Raw genomic sequence first — 19,802 nt, 5'->3', positions numbered from 1 at the left:
GGGACCGTGGACCGGCATCAACGACATCGAGATCGCGGTCGCCGAGTACATCGACTGGTTCAACCAGCGCCGCCTCCACGGCGAGCTCGGCCACATCACCCCCGCCGAACACGAGGCCGCCCACTACCTCGCGGCCGAACCCCCCTACGTCACTCCAGAAAACCAGCTAACGCAGTCTCCACGAAACCCGGGGCTTGACACAAGCACCGTTGCAGTACTAGTGCAGCGCCGCATTGATCTTGCGGGGGTAGGTGCCCGCCGTCAGCGGCGACGCGGGCTGCTGACGGCGGGCGGTGATGCGTCAGTTCTTAATGAGCACGGTCGCAAGGGCGGATAGCTCGGAGTTGACCTGGGCTGCGTCGAAGGCTGCGGGGTCGAACTGGTCGGCAGAGTCGAGGCCCAACCATTCCAGGCGGTCTTCGTGTTCTTCGTGGCGGGGGTCGGCAAGGATCTCGATGAGGTAGTCGTATCCCCAGATGCCGCCGCAGTCCTCGGGCGGGCAGGCTCGGCGGCCGGTGAGGCATCGGGGGTAGGCGGTGCCGGCCTCCGGCGCGGTGACGTCCTCGATGAGGATGTCGTGTTCCCAGTCGTCGCCGAAGTCGTACGTGTAACGGAGCCGGTCGCCGGTGTGGGGTGCCACCTGGCCGAGCCGCTTGGAGGCAGCGCTGCGGATTCCCAGGTCGCGGTCGGCGACGCCGTATCGGTCCCGGCCGCTTTCGAAGGCCCACATGTGGTAGCCCTCCCAGCCGAAGGCGGCCTGGATGACGTCGTGCAGCTCGCGCAAGGTGATGCCTGACGGCACCTCCAGGCGGCGCCAGATCGGAGGCCGGGAGTCCCGCAACGTGATCTTGATCTTGTGCACGGTCTTGCCCGGTGCCGTCCGCGGGGTCTTCGCGCTCGTGCTGTTCGCCATGACGGCCATCCTGCCACCCAAGTTCGACCTGCCCTGGTGGAACGTGTCCCGCCGACCGCAGCAATGATCAACGCCATTCATGGATTCGAAGGGGTGGAGCGCGTGCCGGCGGAAAGTCCGTTCCAGGTGGCTTGGGACGGTGAACAGCGCAAAATTCTGGAGGAGTTAGCGCGGTCACGGACCGCGCCGTTGCGCCGGGTACAGCGGGCCCGGGCCGCACTGGCCTGTGCGGACGGTGGAGCGAACGCGGCCATCGCCCGCGCCCTCGGCGTGCATGTGGGCACCGTGCGACGCTGGCGCAAGCGGTTCGCCGCCGACGGCCTGGCCGCGCTGGAGGACAGGCCCCGGCCGGGTCGCTCCCGCCGTTACGGCCCCGACGTGCACCTGGCCATCGTCGCCACCGTCACCTCCGCCCGGCCTGCAACCGACAGCCACTGGACTCACCGCGCCATCGCCCATCGCCTGGACGCCATCGGGATCTCAGCATCCCAGGTCGGGCGGATCCTGGCCGGCCTCGACCTCAAACCGCACCTGGTACGTGGCTGGCTCACTCGCCCGGAGGATCCGGACTTCTACACCAAGGCCGCCGAGGTATGCGCACTCTATCTGCGCTGCCCGCCCCACTCCGTCGTGCTCAGCGTGGATGAGAAGACCGCGATGCAGGCTCGCTCCCGCCGCCATCCGACCCGCCCGGTGAAGCCCGGCCAGATCGAGCGGCGCGAGTTCGAGTACCGCCGCCACGGCACCCCCTCCATCACCGCGGCCCTGGACGTGCACACCGGCCAGGTCCTGGTCGAAGACATCGTCCGCAACGACTCGGCCACCTTCATCCGCTTCCTGCGGATGCTCGACCAGTCCATCGACCCGAAGCTCACGATCCACCTTGTCCTCGACAACGGGTCGTCCCATGTTTCGAAGGCGACCCGGGCCTGGATGGCAGCGCACCCGAGGTTCGCCGTCCACCACACACCCAAACACGCCTCGTGGCTCAACCAAGTCGAGATCTTCTTCTCGATCCTGGCCCGCCGACTGCTGCGGCGCGGTGAGTTCACCTCGCGCCAGGACCTCATCGACCAGATCCGCGAGTTCACTCTCGCCTACGACGATGGGGCCCGACCGTTCCGCTGGACCTACGACGGAACCCCACTCAAAGCCGCATGACCCTCGCAAGATCAATGCGGCGCTGCACTAGTACTGCAACCGCACTCATGGAATCAGCGCAGGTCAGTTTAGGCGTCTGGACACTTCGAAGCTGACGGGCTATCAGATATAGAGAGCCGTTGACCTGCCAGTTCGCGATCGGCCCGGCGCGGCGACTATCACCGTGCGCCGTCGGATCGCCACCGCCCAAAAACCGCCGCGCTGCGCCTGACCTGCGGTGACGCGACAGGTGCGGTTGCAGTACTAGGGCTGGTCTGGCGGAGGTGTGCCCTGACTTGTCATCGCTCGTTGATCGTCTGCTTCCCGGCGGACTGGCAGACGAGGGCGTGCCCGGACGCTGTCGCGTTGAAGACGGTGGAGGTGCCATGGGGCGGCACGGGGTGAGTCGGGGCGAGATCCGTAGCCAGCACCCGGCGCAGATCGTCGACGAGGTCGGGGCGCGTGGCGAGCAGGGGGCGGAAGCGCATGCTCCACTCCTCGGCCGAGTCCGCAGCCGTCGCGTCCTCGTCCTGCAGGTCGGTGAGGAGCAGGTTACGGGTCTCCGCGAGCTCGGCCTCCACGGTGGCGGCCCGCTCCGGGGACGCACGCCGCCACAGGGCCCCTACCGAAGACTGGGCCCGCTGCTACAGGTCGGTGGTGAGCGAGGTCACCAGCGCGCTTCCCGCGGACGAGGCAAGCGCCATCAGCTCGGCGTCCGCTACCCCTCCTTCTTGGGTCTGATCGTCAACAGCGGTGCGCCATCATAGGGCACCAAATGATGGGCCGCGCAGCACAGTTGGGAGAAGGCGTGGCGATGTCGGGCAGGTGCGCATGGTGTGTGAGCAAAGAGGAAAAGGCTTTCGCGTAACGCGCGCGACGGGCCGTGTGGGGTGCAGGGGACAGCGGCCGGGCTTGACGGGCAGGGATGTTCCGGCGCGGGAGGGGGAGCGATGGCGGACGGAAACGGCGGATCGTTGCAGAACGGAGGGTCCGCGGATCCCGGTCCCGGGGATGCCGGATCCGGGGATCCGGGACGCGCGGATACCGCAGCCGGGGACCCCGGTTCCACGGCGGCGGACCCGGACTCGGACCCGAGTGCAGCATCACCCGAGCCCGGCCATGGCCCGGGTCCCGCCAGGCGTACCGTCGCCTGGGTGCGTCGGCACGGACCCCAGACCCTGCTCGGTTCGCTGTTCGTCACCGTGGCCGGCACGGTCGTCTCGGTGCTGCTCACCTCGGTGGTCGGCGGCTCCACGCAGGACGGCACGAGCGCGAGGACGTCGGCCGCGCAGAGTGCGGGTGACACGGCGTCTGCACCCTCCTGTTCGGGCGAGGGGTGCGACGGCCTCGATCCGAAAGCTGCGGGGTGCGCGGACAACGCACGGACCCTCGCGAAAGACTGGGCCGGCACCATGCAGTTGGAGATCCGCTACAGCGCCGGGTGTCACACGGTGTGGGCCAAGCTGACCGGGGCGGCGGTCCGCGACACGGTAGAGATACGGACGTCACCGACCCGACGGCAGATCGCGAGCGTGCGCACGGGCAGTACGAAGTACACGCCGATGCTTCCTATAACCATCTCAAAGGACTTCACCGCTCAGGCGACCGCCGTCGCGGTCAACCCCGAGAAACGCGCGGTCGCCCAGGGCCACGTGCTGACGGTCGCTGCCGACGCCGGGAACCTACCTCCGGCAGCACCGACTCCGGCCGCTTCCGACAACTAGCCAGGCACCATGGTTCGTGAGGCGGCTCCTCCCTCATCTCCCGCAGGGTCTGAGCTGCCACTGCAGCAGGCCGCATGACCCCGTCCCGGCGGCCCGGACATCCCAGGCCCCGGCCATTGGATGGATCAGCTCCCGGTGCGAGGAGCACGCCTACGCCCGTTCCCCCGGCGGCGTCACGGCCTCCCCGCACCGGGTTGCCCGCCTACGAAATACACGAACCACACACCGCTTGGTCGCCGGCCCATTCCCGGAGCAGTACACCTCGTCGAGGTCCGCACCGGAGACCCCCGGTTGCCACTCGGGCACACTCGCCCACAGGCGAATCGGCGCCATTGCACAGGTCCGACCACAGCCTCCACAGTTCCCGGCCGCGACGGCCAACACACCGACGTCGGTGATGCCCTGAGCCTTGAGGGGGTTGGTGTAGGAGGTCGGGGGGCGGACGGTGGCGGACCAGCCGGACACGCAGATGGTGCTGTGGATGTTCGACTGGGTGACGTCCGGGTTGTAGGCGCCGGGCGTGCAGGAGGAGCCGGGCAGCGGCAGGTAGGCGTGGGAGCAGGCCGAAGCCTGGGCAGTGCCCGTCGAGGCGGCGATCAGGCCCGCGGCCCCCAGGGCCAGAGCGCTGATGGTGGCAGTGAAGCGACGCATGTGGGTCTCTCCCGCAGGGTCGGCCCGGCCAGTGGGGTGCCGGGCCGCTGACGGCATGACACCATCACCGCGGTCTATGCGAGTAGACCCGTTCGGTGAACAAGAAGCGACCTGCGCAACCCTTACCTCAACCTGATCAAACCATTTCGAAGTTCCGTGTTTCGTCGCCGAGTTGGGTGCCGTTCAGACGGACAACACCCAAGGCCGCTCCGCGGGAGAGGTCGCCTTCTGCCCGTCCGACGGGGTCATCTCCTGGGAGGTACACGACAGGGCTCCTGGCGCGAGGGATCAGTAAAAGAACCTCAGCCGCTGCCCCGACATGGCGGCCACCGTCACCCCTTCGCGCGCTGAACGAAGTCGGGCCCGTCACCTCGGGGGTGTGACGGGCCCGGTCCGGGTCCACGGTGCCACACCCTCCCCATCCCCGCACGCGCTGGGAAAAGGCCGCTGCCCCAGACGGGCGGGTTCTCTTCCGTGGCGGGTCCGGCCGGGGCGGTGTCAGCCGATACCGAGGCTGCTCAGGGCAGTGGCCCAGTCGGTGACGATGGCGCGCTGGGCGGCGGCGAGGGAGCGCCAGAGCGCTGGTGCCGAGGCATGACCATGCCCGGCGAGGAAGCTCCGGTCTCCGGGCGACCTGGCCGGCGCAGACCGCGGTGTGCAGCTGCGTCTCCACCGGATCCTTCTCGTTGTTGATCCCCCGCCCGGCGTGTGGCCCGGGTCGGCCGGCTCCACCCACAGGTTGCGGGCGTCGTTCGGATCACCGAGTTGCAGGGAGATCAGATGGTCGTACTCGGCGTCCCCGAGGCTGCCCCTGTAGCCATAGGAGGCGGCGTTCGCCCGCTTCTCCTTGCGGGTGATCGCCTCCGGGGGCCGGATGTTCTTGGTGTAGCCGCCCTTACGGCAGATCGTGGACTTGAGGTTCGCCTGTGTGACGGCCGCGGAGATGGCACCGGGGGCACACGCCGAGTCCTCCAGCGGCCCCCTTCTTTGTGCGGTAGTGGCAGCTACTCACCGCAGGCTGCTGTTGCACGGTGTACGTCTTCTGCGGCCCGGGAGGTGGCACTTGGCGAGGAAGAGGAGAGGTGAGCCCTCTACACCGACGGTCTCTTCGCCAGCATCTTCTGCTGCACCCGCCTTCCCTGCGCGACCGCCAGGGGGACGGCACGCAGCCCGAACGAGGGCAGCGCGTCTGCCAGGCGCGCCTGCAGTCCCCGCCAGGCCGGTACCGCGGTGACCGGCCGTGGGCGGTCCAGCACCTGGCGCACCGCGTCTACGGCCTCCTCGGGCATGAGCAGTTTGCCGGAGAAGGACAGTGCCGAGGCGGGGTCGTCGAGTTTGTCGTGGAGCATCGGGGTCCAGATGCCGTCGGGGCAGACGCAGGAGATGTCGATCTCCTTGATCCCGGCCAGGCGCAGGTCGGCGAGTGTGCTCAGGCTGAAGCCGATCGCGGCGTGCTTGGAGGCGGCGTACACCGCCTCGCCCGGGACCGCGGTCAGTCCCGCCAGCGATACGACGTTGACGATGTGCCCGCCCGTGCCCCGCATGGCCTCGATTGCGGCGACGGTGCCGTTGACGGTGCCGAGCGCGTTGACCTCCAGCATCAGGCGGCGTACGTCGGGCGGCTGCTCCCAGGCCGGCCCGGTCACGAGCACGCCGGCGTTGTTGACCCACACGTCGAGGCGGCCGGCCTCCGCAACGATGCGGTCCCGCGCCGCGGCGACCTGGACCTCGTCGCGCACGTCGACGGCGGCCCACAACACGTCAGACCCGAGCTCGGCCGCCGCGGCGCGCGCCGCCTCCTCGTCGATGTCGGTGACCAGCACTTGGTGGCGGCGCTGGACCAGCGCCGCAGCGATCAGCCTGCCCAGGCCGCGGCCCGCCCCGGTGACCACCGCGCCGGCGGGGGGACGGTTCATCGCCGACCGCCCTTGATCTCGCCGTAGGCGATCCCGCCGTGGACGTAGGTGGGCACCACCGGCCAGAACCGCTTCCACGGGGCCAGCTCGGTGGACGGCAGGATCTGCAGCCAGCGCGGGTCCGCCTTGCATCGGTCGGCGAGCGTCTTCTCCTTGACCATCGAGTCGTACTGGTCCAGCGAGTCCTCCAGCGTGTTGGCGTTGGGGCATATCTCGCGGCCGAAGGCCTCGTGGTAGCGGCGTACGCCGGGGATCCTGGACAGCTCCGGCTGCCAGTTGTCCAGCGAGATGCCGTTCTCCGAGGACACCCACACCCCGTCGGGGGTGTTGAGCACCAGCGAGTGGTTGCCGTCGGTGTGCCCGGGGGTCCACAGCAGCGCGACGCCGACACCGAGCTCGACGTCCCCGCCGAAGGTGACGAACTTCTCCGCATCGACGCCCTCCAGCCCGCCCTCGACGTACCACGCCCACTGCATCGGGTGCAGGGACTTAAGGGTCGCCAGCTCGCGGTTGTGCACTAGCATCTTCGCCGCGCCGAACAGCGGTTTGCGTGCAGCCGCCTCGCCCTCGATGACCTCGGTGGAGCCCAGGATCATCCGCGGGTCCTGTACGTGCAGGTGGTCGAAGGTGCAGAAGTCGATGTCGTTCGGGGTCAGCCCCAGTCGGCGCAGTACGTCGCCGGGCTCGGCGTAATACCTCAGCACCACCCGCTCGAGCAGCTTGCCGCCGGGGACCTTGTCCGTCACCTTCTGCAGGTTCCGGTAGAACGGCGCCTTTGCGGAGCCCTCCGGCACTGTCGGTTCGAAGACCAGCGTGCGCGCCCGGCCGTCGAAGTCGTCGTACTGCACGACGATCATGCGGTTGATCATCGAGATCAGCGGGAGCGTGGGCACCGAGACGGCGTCGTGGAAGGCGTACTTCACCGGGTACGGCGCCGCGGCGATGTCAACCGACTTCACCGCGCGCACGTGGCCCTGGGCCTTGAAGCGCTCCTTGTACGCCGCGGCGGCCTCGCGGACCGCCCGCAGCCGTTCGCCGCGCGGCCACACGTCGTGGACGCCGTCGAACTCGGGGATCGCTCGCGCACCGATCCCGCTCAGGTGGTCGGTTCCGGCTGTCGCCATGGGCCACTCCTCGCTCTCGTTGTGGGACAGCACAATGCCCTCCCCAGCAAGGTGAGATTTGTTCCAGCGCGACAATCTCAGCAGGTGCCGCGCACCCGGCGGCGCACCTCGCTCGGTGTAGCGCCCCGCCACCGTCGTACGGCGTGGCTGAGGCCCGACTGATCGGCGAAGCCCGCCATCGCGGCCACCTGCGCAAAGGGCAGGTCGGTGGTGGTGATGTAGCGCAGCGCGAGATCCTGCCGTACGTCGTTGAGGATCTCCTCGAAGCTGGTCGACTCGGCGGCGAGCCGCCGTTGCAGCGTGCGGGGATGCATCGCAAGGAGCCGCGCGACGTGACCGATCGCCGCAGGGGTGGTGCCGACGCTCCCGGCCAGGGCCCGCCGGACGTGTGTGGAGAACAAGCGCTCCGGGTCGGCGTGGTGACCGGCCAGGTAGTCGACGGCGAGCCGGCGGATCGCCGCGTCAGCGCTGCGGAACTCTTCGTCGAGCATCCGCCGCTCCACGCGCAGCGCGGCGGTCGGGCACCCGAACTTCACATCCACGCCGAAGAAGTCGGTGTACCGCGACACCGAAGACAGAGGCTGGTGCGGCAGCTCCACCGCCCGAAGGCCGGCCAGGCTGCCGACCAGAGCCACCGCCACCTGGTGAAAGAGACCGAGTCCGAGCTCCATGGCCTGCGGGGAGTACGGCGACTCGCGCAGATCCTTCCGATAGGTCAACGCGACCACCTCACGGCACCCCCGCGGATCCGGTTCCACACCGACACTCAGCGCCGGGCTGTGCACGAACATGAACCGCGAGGCACACTCCAGTGCCTCCGCCACCGTCGATGACGCCTGGATGGCCAGCGCCAATCGGCCCAGGACGCTGAGGTCCTGGCGGCAGGCCAGGCGGAGGCCGAAATCAGGACATCGAAGCTCACGCGCGACCGCGTCGAGCATCAGGTCGTGACTGGTGATCGGGATGAGCCCCTCCTCGCAGGTGAGCGCCTGCCAAGGGATCGCGAACCGCCCCATGAACTCCCCAGGGTCGCCGCCAAGCTCGTCCACGAGATGTGCGAACCCGCGCAGGCTGGCTCCCCGAATCATCGCACCCACCGGGCGATGCTAATTCCAGCAGGCATGCCGTCAACAGGAGAGTCCTGTCTCCGTCGAATCGCGTCAACGTGACCCGGCCCTGAAGGACCGGGTCCCGGCCATGGGCCCCACCACGCGCAGGCCCGCCGTGGCGGCCACCCGTGCAGCGCATTGCCAGGGTGGAAGGCATGGTGCGTGATGTGGACGTTTCCCGAGCCGATGCCGGCCGCCCCTGTACCTGATCCTGCTCTGCAGCCGGGCTGGGCCGGCGAGCCGAAGTGGGATGGTTCTCCAGAGACTTGAAGTTGGTGTCGGCCGCGAAGGAGTGAAGTTCGCCATGGCGGATTACACCTACGAGCGCGTGCTGGTCCTTACTGACCTGGCGATATAGCAGTTCGCTCACAGCCCCCTGCGAGGCGAACGCTCGCCGGGAACGACGGTGCGAGGGGGCGTACGAGAGCCGTGCAGTACGACAGGACTGTGGGTGGCTCCGCTGTGCGGTTCGTTCAAGTCTGCGGACCGAGCAGCGCCAGTTCATCAGATGTCGTGCTGCATGCTCGGCGCCGGTGGTCGCGGAGGGCAGACCGGCGTCCGGCTCGAACCCGCCGTCGCCGCCCCTTGTGCAGATCCGGCTGAGCAGTTCGGCATCCCGTGGTCCTCTCAGCCGGGCCATGGACCGAAGGAGCCACAGTGGACCAAGTGATGGCACACGAGGTCGACAACCATGTCTCCCCTGCTGCTCGTTCAGCTTTCGCACGCGCCTCGTTCGGTGCGTTTCATCGTCAAGACCCCTTGACGGGTGGCGCCCGCCGTCCTGGTGCTGTGACTGCTCGGGTTCGTCACGCTCTACTCGCGCGCGGGTGGCGGCCGCGGACGAGGTCAGCGGTGGCGATCTGACTCGCACGGACCATAGGAATGGGGCCCGGCCGTTCACGGCCGGGCCCCACTCATGTCGCTTACGCCGGTGCCGGCGCCCAGAAGCACACGTCCTTCCTATGGCCGCAGCGACGGAGGGACTCGAGGTATTTCGTGCCCTGAGATGCCCTGCCGGAGAGGCCCCATGTCTTCTGGCGCTCCCGACGGCTGTATAAACTCGGTGGCTGCGGCGGCACGCACGGTCGTCGGCGCCGCCGCTGGCCAAAACCGCCGGGCGACGGTGCTCTGCTGATCATCTGTGTGTACGGCGTCCGACTCCACGCCCTCAGCCGATTCCGGGGGTCGCCGTGTGCCCGCACACCGGCGGGGCTGCGCTCGCCCGAAGGTTCGGTGTGACGACCGGTGTGACCGCGACGCGGTCACACTCTTGTCTTCGCTGGGACGGGCAAGCGCATCGTCTTGCGGCGCTCAGATCTGGTTGAGTCCGCCATCGACGAACAGCTCGGATCCGGTGACGAAGCTGCTCTCATTGCTGGCGAGGAACAGTGCGGCGGCTGCGGCCTCGTCCGGGTGCCCCATCCGGCCCAGCGGTATCTGGCTGGCCAAGGCGTCCCTCATCTTCGCGGCCTGGTCTGCGTCCGCGGCCAGGCCGGTGATGCCCGGGGTGACGATCGGGCCGGGCACCAGGGTGTTCACTCGGATTGCGCGGCCGCTGAGTTCGTTGGCCCAGGTGCGGGAGAAGGAGCGGACCGCGGCCTTGGACGCGGCGTACACGCCGAAGGCGGCGCCACCTGAGGTGGCAGCAGTCGATCCGGTCAGGATCACCGAGGCGCCGTCGTTGAGCAGCGGAATTGCCTTCTGAACGGTGAAGAGCATGCCTCGCACGTTGATGTTGAAGGTGGCGTCGAAGTGCTCCTCGGTGACCTGCTCAAGCGCGGCGAACTCACCGCCGCCCGCGTTGGCGAACAGTACGTCGATGGACCGGCCCCGCTCGGCGACAGCCGCGTAGAGGCGGTCGATGTCCGCGAGGTTCGCGACGTCGCCACGGACGGCGGTGGATTCCCCACCGATCTCGGCCAGCGCGGCGTCGAGAGCCTCCTGCCGACGGCCGGTGATGAACACGTGCGCGCCCTCACGCGCGAATCGCTTGGCTGTGGCCAGTCCGATTCCGCTGTTGCCTCCGGTGACGACTGCCGTCTTCCCGTCAAGCTGTCCCATGATCGCTTATCCCTGTCCGGTGCAAACGCCAAAAGTCGTGCACCATGTGTCGCTGCAGTGTTACAGTCCGGAGCGGACAGCCCCGTGCCGCTTATGGACTGTACGGTAAAGAACCACGTTATGGACCGCTCAGGCAAAAACGTGACTGCATCCACACCGCCGAACGGCAACGAGCCGGCCGACGCCGGTCCGCCCGCCGGGACGCTAGGGCGCCGGGGCGCCGGGGCGCCGGGGCGCCGGGGCGCCGGGGCGCCGGGGCGCCGGGGGGAGCCGTGCGCCACACACCCCGCCACCACCCAGCCTGTCCCCTGTGTGCCGCATGCAGCCGGGCGCTCATGATCTGGACCGATAGGTCAAGAAGGACGTATGCTGTTGAACATGGGACGACCGCGGAATTTCGACGAGAACCAGGTTCTGGAGTCTGCGCGCGAGCAGTTCTGGAATCAGGGGTATGCGGCTACGTCACTGCAGGACCTGACGGACGCCACCGGACTGGGCAAGGGGAGCCTGTACGGGGCCTTCGGCGACAAGCGGCAGCTGTTCCTGCACGTGCTGGACGGCTACCGCGACGAACAGCTCAACGGCGTCCGGGCGGTCCTGACCGGGCCCGGTACGGCCTTCGAACGCCTGACCCTGCTCGTTGAGGGCGTGGCCAAGGGATTCACGGAGGACCCGCAGCGGCGCGGCTGCCTTCTGGTCAACAGCACGTCCGAGCTGCACAGCAATGATCCGGACGTCGTCTCCCGGGCCCGGAGCAGCTACCAAGCGGTCGAAGATCTTCTGATCGCCTGCGTGAAGGAAGCCCAGGACGAGGGGACGGTCGAACCGGGGGCGGACGCCCAGGAGGTCGGGCGGCTGCTCCTTGCCGTCATGCAGGGCATCGAGTTCCTCGCGAAGACCGGCATGGACGGCTCAGCTCTGCTGCAGATAAGCCAGGCCGCCCTCAAGCAGCTCTCCCGACACTGACCATCCTGCGAGCCAGCACCCTTCACAGGTGACGTGCCGACCGGCAGGGACCCGGGTGGGCCCGCTTGAGTCGGCTGCGAGCACGCGCATTACCTGCCCTCCGAGCACCCCCACGAGTGGCCCGGGCGCCCGCCCCAGCGCGGTTGACGGCCTGCCCCTTTCACCATGCCCTTGAGCAGGCACTCCGGCCGGGCGGCTGCGCCATCGACTGCGCCGCAACGCGGGCCGGACGACGCTCCGGCAGCCGACGGCGCCGGCCCATTGCGCACGGGCCCTGACGGCAAAGTCTCCAGGCTACCCAAGTCCGCGCGGGACCTCGCTCGCGCCTCACTTCCGCACGCCGACGGCGATTCGCCAAGTGGTGCATTGATCCACTGACTTCGCGATGCACCTGAAGAGGACACAAGTTCTTGACTGTACGGTCCATAACGTCTACGTTTGGCCTACGACCCGCGGATTCGCTATTGCAAGTAGACGTCGGGGCCGGCGGCAGACGGGCACAGACTGTTCCGCTGCACGGCACAGAGAAGCCGGGCGGAATGCGCGAGGGGTCTCGCGTGCCCCACCGCAAACGCCTGCACCCGCCCAACGAAAAGTGATCACCATGACCACCGCTGCCCAGCCGCCCTTCCCCTACAGCCTCCACAACGTGACGATTTCCGTCAGTGACCTCGACGCGTCGATCCAGTGGTGGAACCGGGTGTTCGGCCTCACCCTGCTGGCGAAGTCCCGCTTCGACGCCATCGGAGCGGACGTCGCCTTCCTGGAGGGTCCCGGGTTCCGGCTCGAGCTCCTTCAGCCCGCGGACGGTGTGCGGATCCCCGAACTGACGGCAGAGCCCCCCGCCCACATCCGCCCGATCGGCAACAAGGCCCTGGTCTTCCGCGTCGAGGACCTCGCCGGCGTGACCCGCACCTTCCGTGACCTGGGCGTGACGACCGTCTGGGAGCAGATGGACCTTGGCGACGGCAGCATCTCGACCGCGATCCGCGACAACGACGGAAACCTCATCAACGTCTTCCAGCAGGGCGCAAGCCCGATCGGCTGACACGGCGAACCGATCGCCCAGGCTGCCGAGCCAGTTTCAGGCGCTCCGGACATGGTTGCCCGGGACATCATTGAACCGTCCCTCCCGGGCGGCCAATTCACAGCGCCACTGGCTGGCAGTGTCCTGGGTTAACGCCAGCGGCGCCGTTGACCCAGGGCCGGGGGACGGCGCTAACTACGCGCGAACTCAAGCAGGTCTCTGTTGAAGATCTCGGCATACTTGGGCACCATCGCAAGGCCATGAGGTGCGCCCTCGTAGACCTTGTACTACGCGTCCTTGACGATCTTGGATGATTTGTCACCCGCGGAGACGATGGGCACGATCTGGTCGTCGTCGCCGTGCACGATCAGTGTCGGCACATCGACCTCATCAGGTCCTCGGTCGTGTCCGTCTCGGAGAACGCCTTGATGCAGTCGTAGGCGCCCTTGATCCCGACGGTCATGCTCCACAGCCAGAATTCGTCACGCGTTCCCTGGGAGACGGTCGAGCCCTCCCGGTTGGCTGAGGTCCTTGTAGTACTGCGAGCGATCCGTGAGCACACCCTGGCGGATCTCGTCGAACACCTCGATCGGCAGGCCCTCGGGGTTGGCTTCCGTCTTCAGCATCAGCGGAGGGATGGCGCCGAACAGGACCAGCTTGGCGACCCGTGCCGTGCCATGCCGGCCGCACGCCCTCTGGGATGTGGCGGAAGCGGCACCGCATGTGGTCGACATAACTGCGGGCGCCGATTCAGCGCGTCTTCAGTCACCGCTCTGGTGCGAGTGGGTGGACCGATGTCTGACAGGCGGGGAAGTGGCCCGTCTCGTACGGTGGTGCTTAGACGCTGCGGGCACTTCCACGGTCAAGCGAAGCCACGGGTTACGCCACCCGAGTGAAGTCCCGGGCACGACGGCCCAGTCGCCCTCAACATCACCACTGGTGGTGGGCGCTAGCCAGATAATCACCCGTCGTTCTACTCGTTGTGTGGCACGCGGAGGACAGAGTATGGGATCCGACGTTGACGTGCTGGTCGTCGGTGCTGGTCCAGCGGGGTTGCTGCTCGCAGGTGACCTGGCCGAGACCGGAGTGCGCTGCACCGTCGTGGAACGGCGGGAAGGGGAATCCCAGCTGACCCGCGCATTCGCCGTTCACGCCCGAACGATGGAGCAACTGGACGCCCGGGGCCTTGCCGACGACCTGCTGATGACCGGCCTGCGCAACCCGATCCTGCAATTCCTGCGGATCGATCTCTCGCACCTGCCTACGCGATACCCTCACGTACTCGTGACGCCCCAGTACAACACCGAGCGTCTGCTCCTGGCCCGCGCCCTGGAACACGGCGTCAACATCATGCGAGCGCATGAAGTGACCGGCGTCCAGCAAGACCCCACCGGTGTCGACGTCACCGTGAAGACACCAGCTGGCACTGAACAGAGCCTGCGCGCGGACTACGTCGTCGGCGCGGACGGACGGAACAGCTGCGTACGCCAGTCCCTCGGCCTCCCGTTCCCCGGCCGCTCCGCCGTTCGCTCCATGATGCTCGCAGACGTCCGCATGGCCGACCCGCCGAAGAAGCCGCCCACCGTGGCGGCAATCGGAGACGCCTTCGCCATCGTCGTCCCGTTCGGCGACGGCTGGTTCAGGGTCATGGCATGGAATCGCCACCACCCCATGCCCGACAACGCATCGGTCGACCTGGAGGAAATCAAAGACGTCGCACGCCAGGCGCTCGGCAGCGACTTCGGCATGCACGACCCCCGCTGGCTCTCCCGATTCCACAGTGACGAACGCCAGTCCCCCCGCTACCGGGTAGGCCGGGTGTTCCTCGTCGGCGACGCCGCCCACGTCCACTCCCCCGCCGGCGGCATGGGCCTCAACACCAGCATCCAGGACTCCGCGAACCTGAGCTGGAAACTCGCGGCCGTTCAGCGCGGCCGCGCACCAGACACTCTGCTCGACAGCTACCAGAACGAACGCCACCCGGTGGGACACCGGGTCCTGCGGATGAGCGGCGCACTGCTCCGCGGCGTCCTCACCACACCACGGGCACTGTGCGGCCTCCGTGACCTCTCAGCGCGTACGGTGCTGCAAACCCCGCCAGTGGCCCGACGACTGGCCAAGGCGATCTCGGGAATCGACATCTCCTACACCGCACCGGCCGGCGCACACCCCCTCGTCGGCAAGCGGGCACCTGACATGCCCCTCACCGACGGACGCAGACTCTACGAAGCCCTCCGCAAGCGACGGTTCGTCCTCGTCACACCGTCCGACACCGACCGCCTTCCCTCACTCATCACAGAGTGGACCGACGAGGTCGAGATCGTGTCCCCGAAGGGCGCCACCAAGAAATGCGTTCTGGTCAGACCAGACGCCTACATCGCATGGGCCATCTCAGACGAGTCACCAGAACATCGCATCACCGCGGCCCGCCGAGCACTGACCGAATGGTGCGGCACACAGGGCACCAGCTCCGTCGCTTCTTCACCGCGTTAGAATCCGTCTTCACACGGGTCTCGTTTTGAGCAGGAACGACGCAAAGGAGACCGCCGTTTCGCAGGAAGTGGCGGTCTTCCTGTCACGCTGGCCGCATCGGCCGCTCTCGCCTCAGCAGTCGCAGACCGACCCACCCTTAAGGGCAGCGGGTGCCCGGGGGCACCCTCCACGCGCTCGTTCGCTACTCACCCGTCTCGTGTTCCGGACGGTCCGTGGCGAGAGGCTCGTTGTAGGTGACCACGACCGGCGCGTTCGCCTCCGCCCGTGCGCGGTCGGAAGCCGCCACGATCTCCTCGTAGGTCCATTCCCTGTACAGACGCTCTCCGTGGGCATCGGTGATGTCACAGCGATCTCTCTGGCTCGAAGCGGGCCGTCACCCGTGGATCGCTGCTGTTCCAGCACGCCCAGAATCCGCTGATAGTCCGGGGCCAGAACCGTCACCGGCAGTCCTTCCCGCCAGGACGGCACCGTCGAGCCCGGCACCGGCGCGAGCGACGGCGCCGCTTCCTCCTCCGCCTCGGTCGTGGTCACGGCAGTGGACTCGGCCGCAGAAACTGCCAGGGCCTCGAGCAGTTCCTCCCGCGCGATCACCCGCCGGTCCAGCTCGATCTCCGCGGCCTCCAACACCTCAGCCAACCGCGCGTCTTCCTCCCGCAAGCCCTCCACCCGCACACGAGCAGCCGCCTCTCGCTCCTCCAGCATTCCCAGCACCGACGCCACCGCGCACCCCTCGACCATGAAGCGGACACAAGACGTCGAACTCCTTCGAAGAGCTACCCCTTCGGCTCTCTTGACCCTGGACGGTGTCCTCCGCAGCCTCAACGCCGCAATAGCCAAAGCGCTGGGCAGGTCAGCGGAGGAGAGTGTGGTCGTGGCTTCGATGACCTGTTGCCTGAAAGTCAGCGAACCTCGGCCATGAGTCTCGTGGTTCACGCCACGACGACGAAGACGGTCGCGATGCGGGTACTGGAGTTCCCCGGGCCGGATGCCGTACCTGGGGTCTGCCTTGTCGAGGCGCGACCGGTGAAGGATCCCGCGGGTGGCGAACGGCTGGTATGGGTGCACTCGTTGGACACGCGAAACGACCTGGGCAGTCTGCTGATCCCGTTCCAGTTGGCGGCCAAAGCCGCCGACCTCGGTCTGTGCGTGTATTCACCCCAGGAGCAACAGCTGGAGTGGCTGGGTGGTGCACCCGCGTTGGCGACACTGTTCCCGGAGACCACGGTGTCGTTGTCCAGCGTGGTTCGGCGAGTGCACCCCGATGACCGGGGGGCCCTGCGGCGACTCGTGCGTTCGACCGCCGACTCGTCCCCCCGGATCAGGTTGCGGTTCCTCACCGAGCACGATGGCTGGCACATTCTGGCCTGCGAGGCCTGTCGGGTCCGGCTGGGATATGGCGGCCCTGAGCGGGTCTTCGGGATGATCCACGACGAGACCAAGCGGGAAGCACGCCGCCGCAGAGCGTTGGCCGCGCTGAGCGGCAGCGCGCCGACGAGATCGCCGTCTTCTCCTCCGCCTTGATCACCGCAGCCACGGAGCAGGAACTGCAGCAGGTCGTCCTGACACGGCTCGCCGCGACCTTCGGTGGTGCCGGCACTGCTCGAACTCGTGGCCGAAGGCCGTCTGCGCGTCTCCTCCGATGCCGGGATCCCGATGCTGATGGCCGCCGTCGTGGACGGCCTGTCGCTGGATGACCCGGCGCCCTTGTCCGATGCGATCCGAACCGGCAAGCCGCAGTTCATTTCCGACCGGGAGGAGTGCATCCACCGCTGGCCGCAGATGGCCAGTGCGCCGTGGCTCGGTTCCGACTGCGCCTTCTCGATCGCCCCCCTCGGCCCGGTCGGCGATCAGCCGCTCGGCGCCTGGTCGGTGGCCTACGGCAGCGAGCACCGCTCGTCCCCGGACGAGCGGGCCCTCATCAGTACGCTGGCCGACCTTGCCGGCCAGGCGCTCTGGCGCGTCAGGTTGCAGCAAGCCCGCATCGAACTGGCCACCGCGCTCCAAGAGAGCATGCTCCCCACACTGCCGAGCGCCTCCCGGGCCTGGAGGTCGCCGCCGGTTACCGACCGAGCCGCGACGGGCTGGACATCGGCGGAGACTGGTACGACGCCTCCGCCATGCCCGACACGGCGCGGTCAACCTGGAGATCGGCGACGCCCAAGGGCACGACGTGGACGCCGCCGCTGTCATGGGGCAAGTGAGTTCGTCCATGCGCGCGATCGCCGCCCACGAACCGGACCCCGGAACCGTGCTGACACGCACCAACGAGCTGCTCATCACGAAAGGCACTGCACGATTTGCCAGCTGCACCATGCTGCACATCGATCCCGACGGCCAGATCACCGGCAGCAGCGCCGGCCACGTGCCGTTGCTGCTCGCACGCGAAGACGGCAGCCACGACATCTGCAAGCTGCCAGGCGGCCCAGTCCTGGGAGTCGTGCCCGACACCGACTACCCTGAGGAGACCTTCACCCTGGACGTGGGGGACGCGCTGGTCATGGTCACCGACGGGGTGGTCGAAGGACCAGGCCTGACGCTGGACGCCGGACTGCAGCGGGCCGGAACACGGGCCGCCGAAGCACTCCACGACGGACGGAACACCCAGGAGACCGCTGACCGAATCCTCGACGCAGCCCTCGCAGTGGACCACCTCGACGACGCGGCCGTGCTGGTCGTCCGACGCACACGATGACAACCCTCTGCTCCCGCAGCCACGTGCTCCCGCCGCGAACAGCGACACCAAGCCCCATCGGGTCGCACTCCACTCCTGGGCCTTCGCCCAGCTCGCAGATTTCATCGTCGACAAGGCGCGACGGGCTGGAGTCCCGCTCGTGTTCGTAGACCTCGCCTACTCCTCCAAGGAGTGCGCGCAGTGCGGACACGAGGACCGGCTCAACCGCGTCTCCCAAGCCAAGTTCGCATGCCGGTCGTGCGGCGTCGTTGCGCGATCGAGGCGGTGGTGCATCTGCTGGGCGCCGTCATCGAGGAGGTCCGGGGCCTGTCCTCGATGACGGCATCAGGGCCGACGCCGCTTACCGTCTGCTGTCGGCCTCACGGCCCGGCCTCACTTCAGGTGCCGGGTGAAGAACTGGTCCGCGGCGTCCCCCGCGAACTGCGGCACGCCGGTGTGGCCGCCCATGCTGGCGTGCAGCGTCTTCTCCTTGGAGCCGAAGGCGTCGAACAGGTCCAGGGCCGCCTGCCTGTCGTTCCCTTCGTCGTCCCACTGCAGCAGGACGTGCAACGGAATGGTGACCTGGCGGGCCTCCATGAGGTCACGACACCACAGCGGCGGTAGGCAAGTTCAGCGCCGCGCTGCTCGACGGGACCGAAGTCCAGTCATTGGCACGGGCCCAGCGCAGCGCGACAAGCGTGAGCTGCGGCAGGTATCCCGCCTGGGCTTTGTGCCGCCCGACGACGGCGCCTTTCGGCTCCGTGACTGGGGGCGTGGCGCCCAGCCGCGTCGGCTCGCTCGTCCGGATGCCCGCGCATGCTGCAGCGCCGTCCGCCGGGTTAGATTAGCCCGGCCAGCTCTACCACTGCCTCAAGAACCGCCGAGGGGTCGTCTTCCGCGACTACGACCAGCCGCAGCCGGGGCACCCTGGCCTTGCCCATACCGTCACCGTACGGACACGGGGCAGTGTCCGGGGCTGTGCTCAAGAACTCTGGTGGTCAGGACCGGGAAGCGGCTTGCCGGTTTCAAGGAGGGTCTTGAGGCTCGACAAGAGGGCGGGCCAGCCGTGCTGGATCATGTCTCGCATGGTGCTGTCCCGTTCGAAACCGTCGTGTACGACGGTGAGCTTGGTCATCGCTCCGGCGGGTTCGATCTCGAAGGTCACCTTCGACCTCTGCTCGGTGGCCAGTTCGTAAGGACCTCCTCGCTTACGCTGACGGTCTTGGCCCACTCGGGGGTGAAGGTGTGCCAGGTGTAGGACAGGCGCCGGTACGGGTCTGATTCGAGCACGACCTGGTCGGGATGGGAGGGATTCGTTCCTCGCTCCACCCAGGCCATGGTTGATCCGGCCTTCCAGTCCGTTTCGAACTCCACCCCCCAGTAGCTGCGGGTGAAGGCCGGGTCGGTCAGGCCCTGCCAGAGTTTTCCGGCGTCGTGTTGATATAGGTCGGGTAGACGAACGCGTTGTTCACGGGGCTTGCCTCCAGTGCTTGCTTCAGATCAGCGAGTGCGCGCACCCGCTCACGGTCGTAGCGACTGATCCAGCGATCAGCGATGGCGTTGATCGGCTCGGCATTGAGGTAGTGCAGCTTTTCCCGGCCTCGGCGCACAACCGTCACGAGGTTGGCCGCCTCCAGCATGGCCAGGTGTTTACTGACCGACTGCCGCGCCATCTCCAGACCGGAGCACAGCTCTCGCAGAGTCTGCCCGCTACGGGCATTCAGGCTGTCCAGCAGTTGTCGCCGACTGTGGTCGGCCAATGCCTTGGAGACCTCATCCATCTTCACCCCTCAGATTACGCAGCCAATCGGGGCGACTGCACCCGTCATGCCCGCAACGCTACGCCCTCAGTGGTATGGGAGTATGGTTAATTTTCATGACAGATTCTCGGACCAATTCCGCGACCGGCCCTCCGCCCCCTGCGTTCGGCGCCGACCTGCATCTGGAGCTGCACGGACCCAGGCTGCGTGCAGGGCTCAGGGACGCCTTGAGGGAGGCCGTGCGCAC

At 67.9% G+C, this 19,802-nt stretch carries 18 protein-coding genes and 4 pseudogenes; 10 read left to right on the top strand and 12 right to left on the bottom strand.

Annotated elements, in window-relative coordinates; all coding sequences use genetic code 11:
* Positions 1 to 337, top strand: a 337-nt coding sequence (locus tag ACFYX0_RS42015; protein ID WP_388979635.1) for an IS3 family transposase, incomplete at its 5' end; no start/stop codon positions are given.
* Here the strand turns inward: ACFYX0_RS42015 and ACFYX0_RS42010 are convergent.
* A complete protein-coding gene (locus ACFYX0_RS42010; protein ID WP_388979632.1) occupies positions 302 to 913 on the bottom strand; it encodes a plasmid pRiA4b ORF-3 family protein in 612 nt (203 codons plus the stop codon). The genes ACFYX0_RS42015 and ACFYX0_RS42010 overlap by 36 nt on opposite strands.
* 189 nt (positions 914 to 1,102) lie before the next feature.
* Between ACFYX0_RS42010 and ACFYX0_RS42005 the strand changes: the two genes are divergently transcribed.
* Positions 1,103 to 2,074: an IS630 family transposase gene (locus ACFYX0_RS42005; protein ID WP_388979630.1), complete on the top strand. Its 972-nt coding sequence runs from the start codon at positions 1,103 to 1,105 to the stop codon at positions 2,072 to 2,074.
* Positions 2,075 to 2,352: 278 nt separating this feature from the next.
* Here the strand turns inward: ACFYX0_RS42005 and ACFYX0_RS42000 are convergent, their stop codons facing one another.
* Complete coding sequence (locus ACFYX0_RS42000; protein WP_388979627.1) at positions 2,353 to 2,634, bottom strand: hypothetical protein; 282 nt, start codon at positions 2,632 to 2,634, stop codon at positions 2,353 to 2,355.
* Between the two features lie 573 nt (positions 2,635 to 3,207).
* On the opposite strand from ACFYX0_RS42000, the gene ACFYX0_RS41995 reads away from it, so the two are divergent.
* Entirely contained in the window at positions 3,208 to 3,777 is a 570-nt protein-coding gene (locus tag ACFYX0_RS41995; protein WP_388979624.1) for a DUF2690 domain-containing protein, read from the top strand.
* 150 nt (positions 3,778 to 3,927) lie between these two features.
* Here the strand turns inward: ACFYX0_RS41995 and ACFYX0_RS41990 are convergent, their stop codons facing one another.
* The 5 genes from ACFYX0_RS41990 to ACFYX0_RS41970 all read right to left on the bottom strand — a co-directional run bounded on the left by ACFYX0_RS41990 (position 3,928) and on the right by ACFYX0_RS41970 (position 10,638).
* Positions 3,928 to 4,428, bottom strand: coding sequence for a hypothetical protein (locus tag ACFYX0_RS41990; RefSeq protein ID WP_388979621.1), 501 nt, complete (start codon positions 4,426 to 4,428; stop codon positions 3,928 to 3,930).
* A gap of 1,091 nt (positions 4,429 to 5,519) precedes the next feature.
* Complete coding sequence (locus ACFYX0_RS41985; protein ID WP_355924404.1) at positions 5,520 to 6,344, bottom strand: SDR family oxidoreductase; 825 nt, start codon at positions 6,342 to 6,344, stop codon at positions 5,520 to 5,522.
* A complete protein-coding gene (locus tag ACFYX0_RS41980; protein WP_388979618.1) occupies positions 6,341 to 7,468 on the bottom strand; it encodes a hypothetical protein in 1,128 nt (375 codons plus the stop codon). Before ACFYX0_RS41980 ends, ACFYX0_RS41985 begins: the two co-directional genes overlap by 4 nt.
* Positions 7,469 to 7,545: 77 nt before the next feature.
* The gene (locus ACFYX0_RS41975) at positions 7,546 to 8,556 is read right to left on the bottom strand and encodes an AraC family transcriptional regulator ligand-binding domain-containing protein (protein WP_388979640.1); all 1,011 of its coding nucleotides are present in this window, start codon (positions 8,554 to 8,556) and stop codon (positions 7,546 to 7,548) included.
* A gap of 1,332 nt (positions 8,557 to 9,888) precedes the next feature.
* Positions 9,889 to 10,638, bottom strand: coding sequence for a glucose 1-dehydrogenase (locus tag ACFYX0_RS41970; protein WP_388979615.1), 750 nt, complete (start codon positions 10,636 to 10,638; stop codon positions 9,889 to 9,891).
* A gap of 378 nt (positions 10,639 to 11,016) precedes the next feature.
* Between ACFYX0_RS41970 and ACFYX0_RS41965 the strand changes: the two genes are divergently transcribed.
* Positions 11,017 to 11,604, top strand: a complete 588-nt coding sequence (locus ACFYX0_RS41965; RefSeq protein ID WP_075033913.1) for a TetR/AcrR family transcriptional regulator — start codon at positions 11,017 to 11,019, stop codon at positions 11,602 to 11,604.
* A gap of 604 nt (positions 11,605 to 12,208) precedes the next feature.
* A complete protein-coding gene (locus tag ACFYX0_RS41960; protein ID WP_388979612.1) occupies positions 12,209 to 12,652 on the top strand; it encodes a VOC family protein in 444 nt (147 codons plus the stop codon).
* A 170-nt stretch (positions 12,653 to 12,822) separates the two neighbouring features.
* On the opposite strand, the pseudogene ACFYX0_RS41955 reads toward ACFYX0_RS41960, so the two are convergent.
* Positions 12,823 to 13,326: pseudogene (locus tag ACFYX0_RS41955) on the bottom strand (alpha/beta fold hydrolase); the annotation flags it as partial.
* A 310-nt stretch (positions 13,327 to 13,636) separates the two neighbouring features.
* Between ACFYX0_RS41955 and ACFYX0_RS41950 the strand changes: the two are divergent.
* From ACFYX0_RS41950 to ACFYX0_RS41930, 5 genes and pseudogenes are all read left to right on the top strand, one after another.
* Complete coding sequence (locus ACFYX0_RS41950; RefSeq protein WP_388979609.1) at positions 13,637 to 15,124, top strand: FAD-dependent monooxygenase; 1,488 nt, start codon at positions 13,637 to 13,639, stop codon at positions 15,122 to 15,124.
* Between the two features lie 924 nt (positions 15,125 to 16,048).
* Positions 16,049 to 16,645 (top strand): hypothetical protein, encoded by a 597-nt coding sequence (locus ACFYX0_RS41945; RefSeq protein ID WP_388979606.1) that lies wholly within the window; start codon positions 16,049 to 16,051, stop codon positions 16,643 to 16,645.
* A 132-nt stretch (positions 16,646 to 16,777) separates the two neighbouring features.
* A pseudogene (locus ACFYX0_RS41940) lies at positions 16,778 to 17,017 on the top strand (hypothetical protein); the annotation flags it as partial.
* A 295-nt stretch (positions 17,018 to 17,312) separates the two neighbouring features.
* Complete coding sequence (locus tag ACFYX0_RS41935; RefSeq protein ID WP_388979637.1) at positions 17,313 to 17,816, top strand: PP2C family protein-serine/threonine phosphatase; 504 nt, start codon at positions 17,313 to 17,315, stop codon at positions 17,814 to 17,816.
* A 49-nt stretch (positions 17,817 to 17,865) separates the two neighbouring features.
* Positions 17,866 to 18,081, top strand: a pseudogene (locus ACFYX0_RS41930) (zinc ribbon domain-containing protein); the annotation flags it as partial.
* Positions 18,082 to 18,188: 107 nt separating this feature from the next.
* Here the strand turns inward: ACFYX0_RS41930 and ACFYX0_RS41925 are convergent.
* From ACFYX0_RS41925 to ACFYX0_RS41910, 4 genes and pseudogenes are all read right to left on the bottom strand, one after another.
* Positions 18,189 to 18,389: pseudogene (locus ACFYX0_RS41925) on the bottom strand (alpha/beta hydrolase); the annotation flags it as partial.
* A gap of 388 nt (positions 18,390 to 18,777) precedes the next feature.
* A complete protein-coding gene (locus tag ACFYX0_RS41920; protein WP_388979603.1) occupies positions 18,778 to 18,960 on the bottom strand; it encodes an SRPBCC domain-containing protein in 183 nt (60 codons plus the stop codon).
* On the bottom strand, positions 18,957 to 19,169 hold the full coding sequence (locus tag ACFYX0_RS41915) for an SRPBCC domain-containing protein (RefSeq protein WP_388979600.1): 213 nt from the start codon (positions 19,167 to 19,169) through the stop codon (positions 18,957 to 18,959). The genes ACFYX0_RS41920 and ACFYX0_RS41915 overlap by 4 nt, the downstream gene beginning before the upstream one ends.
* A gap of 32 nt (positions 19,170 to 19,201) precedes the next feature.
* Positions 19,202 to 19,576, bottom strand: coding sequence for an ArsR/SmtB family transcription factor (locus ACFYX0_RS41910; RefSeq protein WP_388979597.1), 375 nt, complete (start codon positions 19,574 to 19,576; stop codon positions 19,202 to 19,204).
* Positions 19,577 to 19,802: the final 226 nt, after the last annotated feature.

Source organism: Streptomyces sp. NPDC002573 (genome assembly GCF_042889625.1).
Taxonomy (GTDB): domain Bacteria; phylum Actinomycetota; class Actinomycetes; order Streptomycetales; family Streptomycetaceae; genus Streptomyces; species Streptomyces gibsoniae.
This window is presented reverse-complemented; position numbering and strand designations above follow the sequence as displayed.

Coding starts and splice junctions, on each gene's coding strand:
- ACFYX0_RS41950 (WP_388979609.1), top strand. CDS start 13,637: ATGGGATCCGACGTTGACGTGCTGGTCGTCGGTGCTGGTCCAGCGGGG.
- ACFYX0_RS41965 (WP_075033913.1), top strand. CDS start 11,017: ATGGGACGACCGCGGAATTTCGACGAGAACCAGGTTCTGGAGTCTGCG.
- ACFYX0_RS41985 (WP_355924404.1), bottom strand. CDS start 6,344: ATGAACCGTCCCCCCGCCGGCGCGGTGGTCACCGGGGCGGGCCGCGGC.
- ACFYX0_RS41935 (WP_388979637.1), top strand. CDS start 17,313: ATGGGGCAAGTGAGTTCGTCCATGCGCGCGATCGCCGCCCACGAACCG.
- ACFYX0_RS41910 (WP_388979597.1), bottom strand. CDS start 19,576: ATGGATGAGGTCTCCAAGGCATTGGCCGACCACAGTCGGCGACAACTG.
- ACFYX0_RS41990 (WP_388979621.1), bottom strand. CDS start 4,428: ATGCGTCGCTTCACTGCCACCATCAGCGCTCTGGCCCTGGGGGCCGCG.
- ACFYX0_RS41960 (WP_388979612.1), top strand. CDS start 12,209: ATGACCACCGCTGCCCAGCCGCCCTTCCCCTACAGCCTCCACAACGTG.
- ACFYX0_RS41980 (WP_388979618.1), bottom strand. CDS start 7,468: ATGGCGACAGCCGGAACCGACCACCTGAGCGGGATCGGTGCGCGAGCG.
- ACFYX0_RS41975 (WP_388979640.1), bottom strand. CDS start 8,556: ATGATTCGGGGAGCCAGCCTGCGCGGGTTCGCACATCTCGTGGACGAG.
- ACFYX0_RS41970 (WP_388979615.1), bottom strand. CDS start 10,638: ATGGGACAGCTTGACGGGAAGACGGCAGTCGTCACCGGAGGCAACAGC.
- ACFYX0_RS42010 (WP_388979632.1), bottom strand. CDS start 913: ATGGCGAACAGCACGAGCGCGAAGACCCCGCGGACGGCACCGGGCAAG.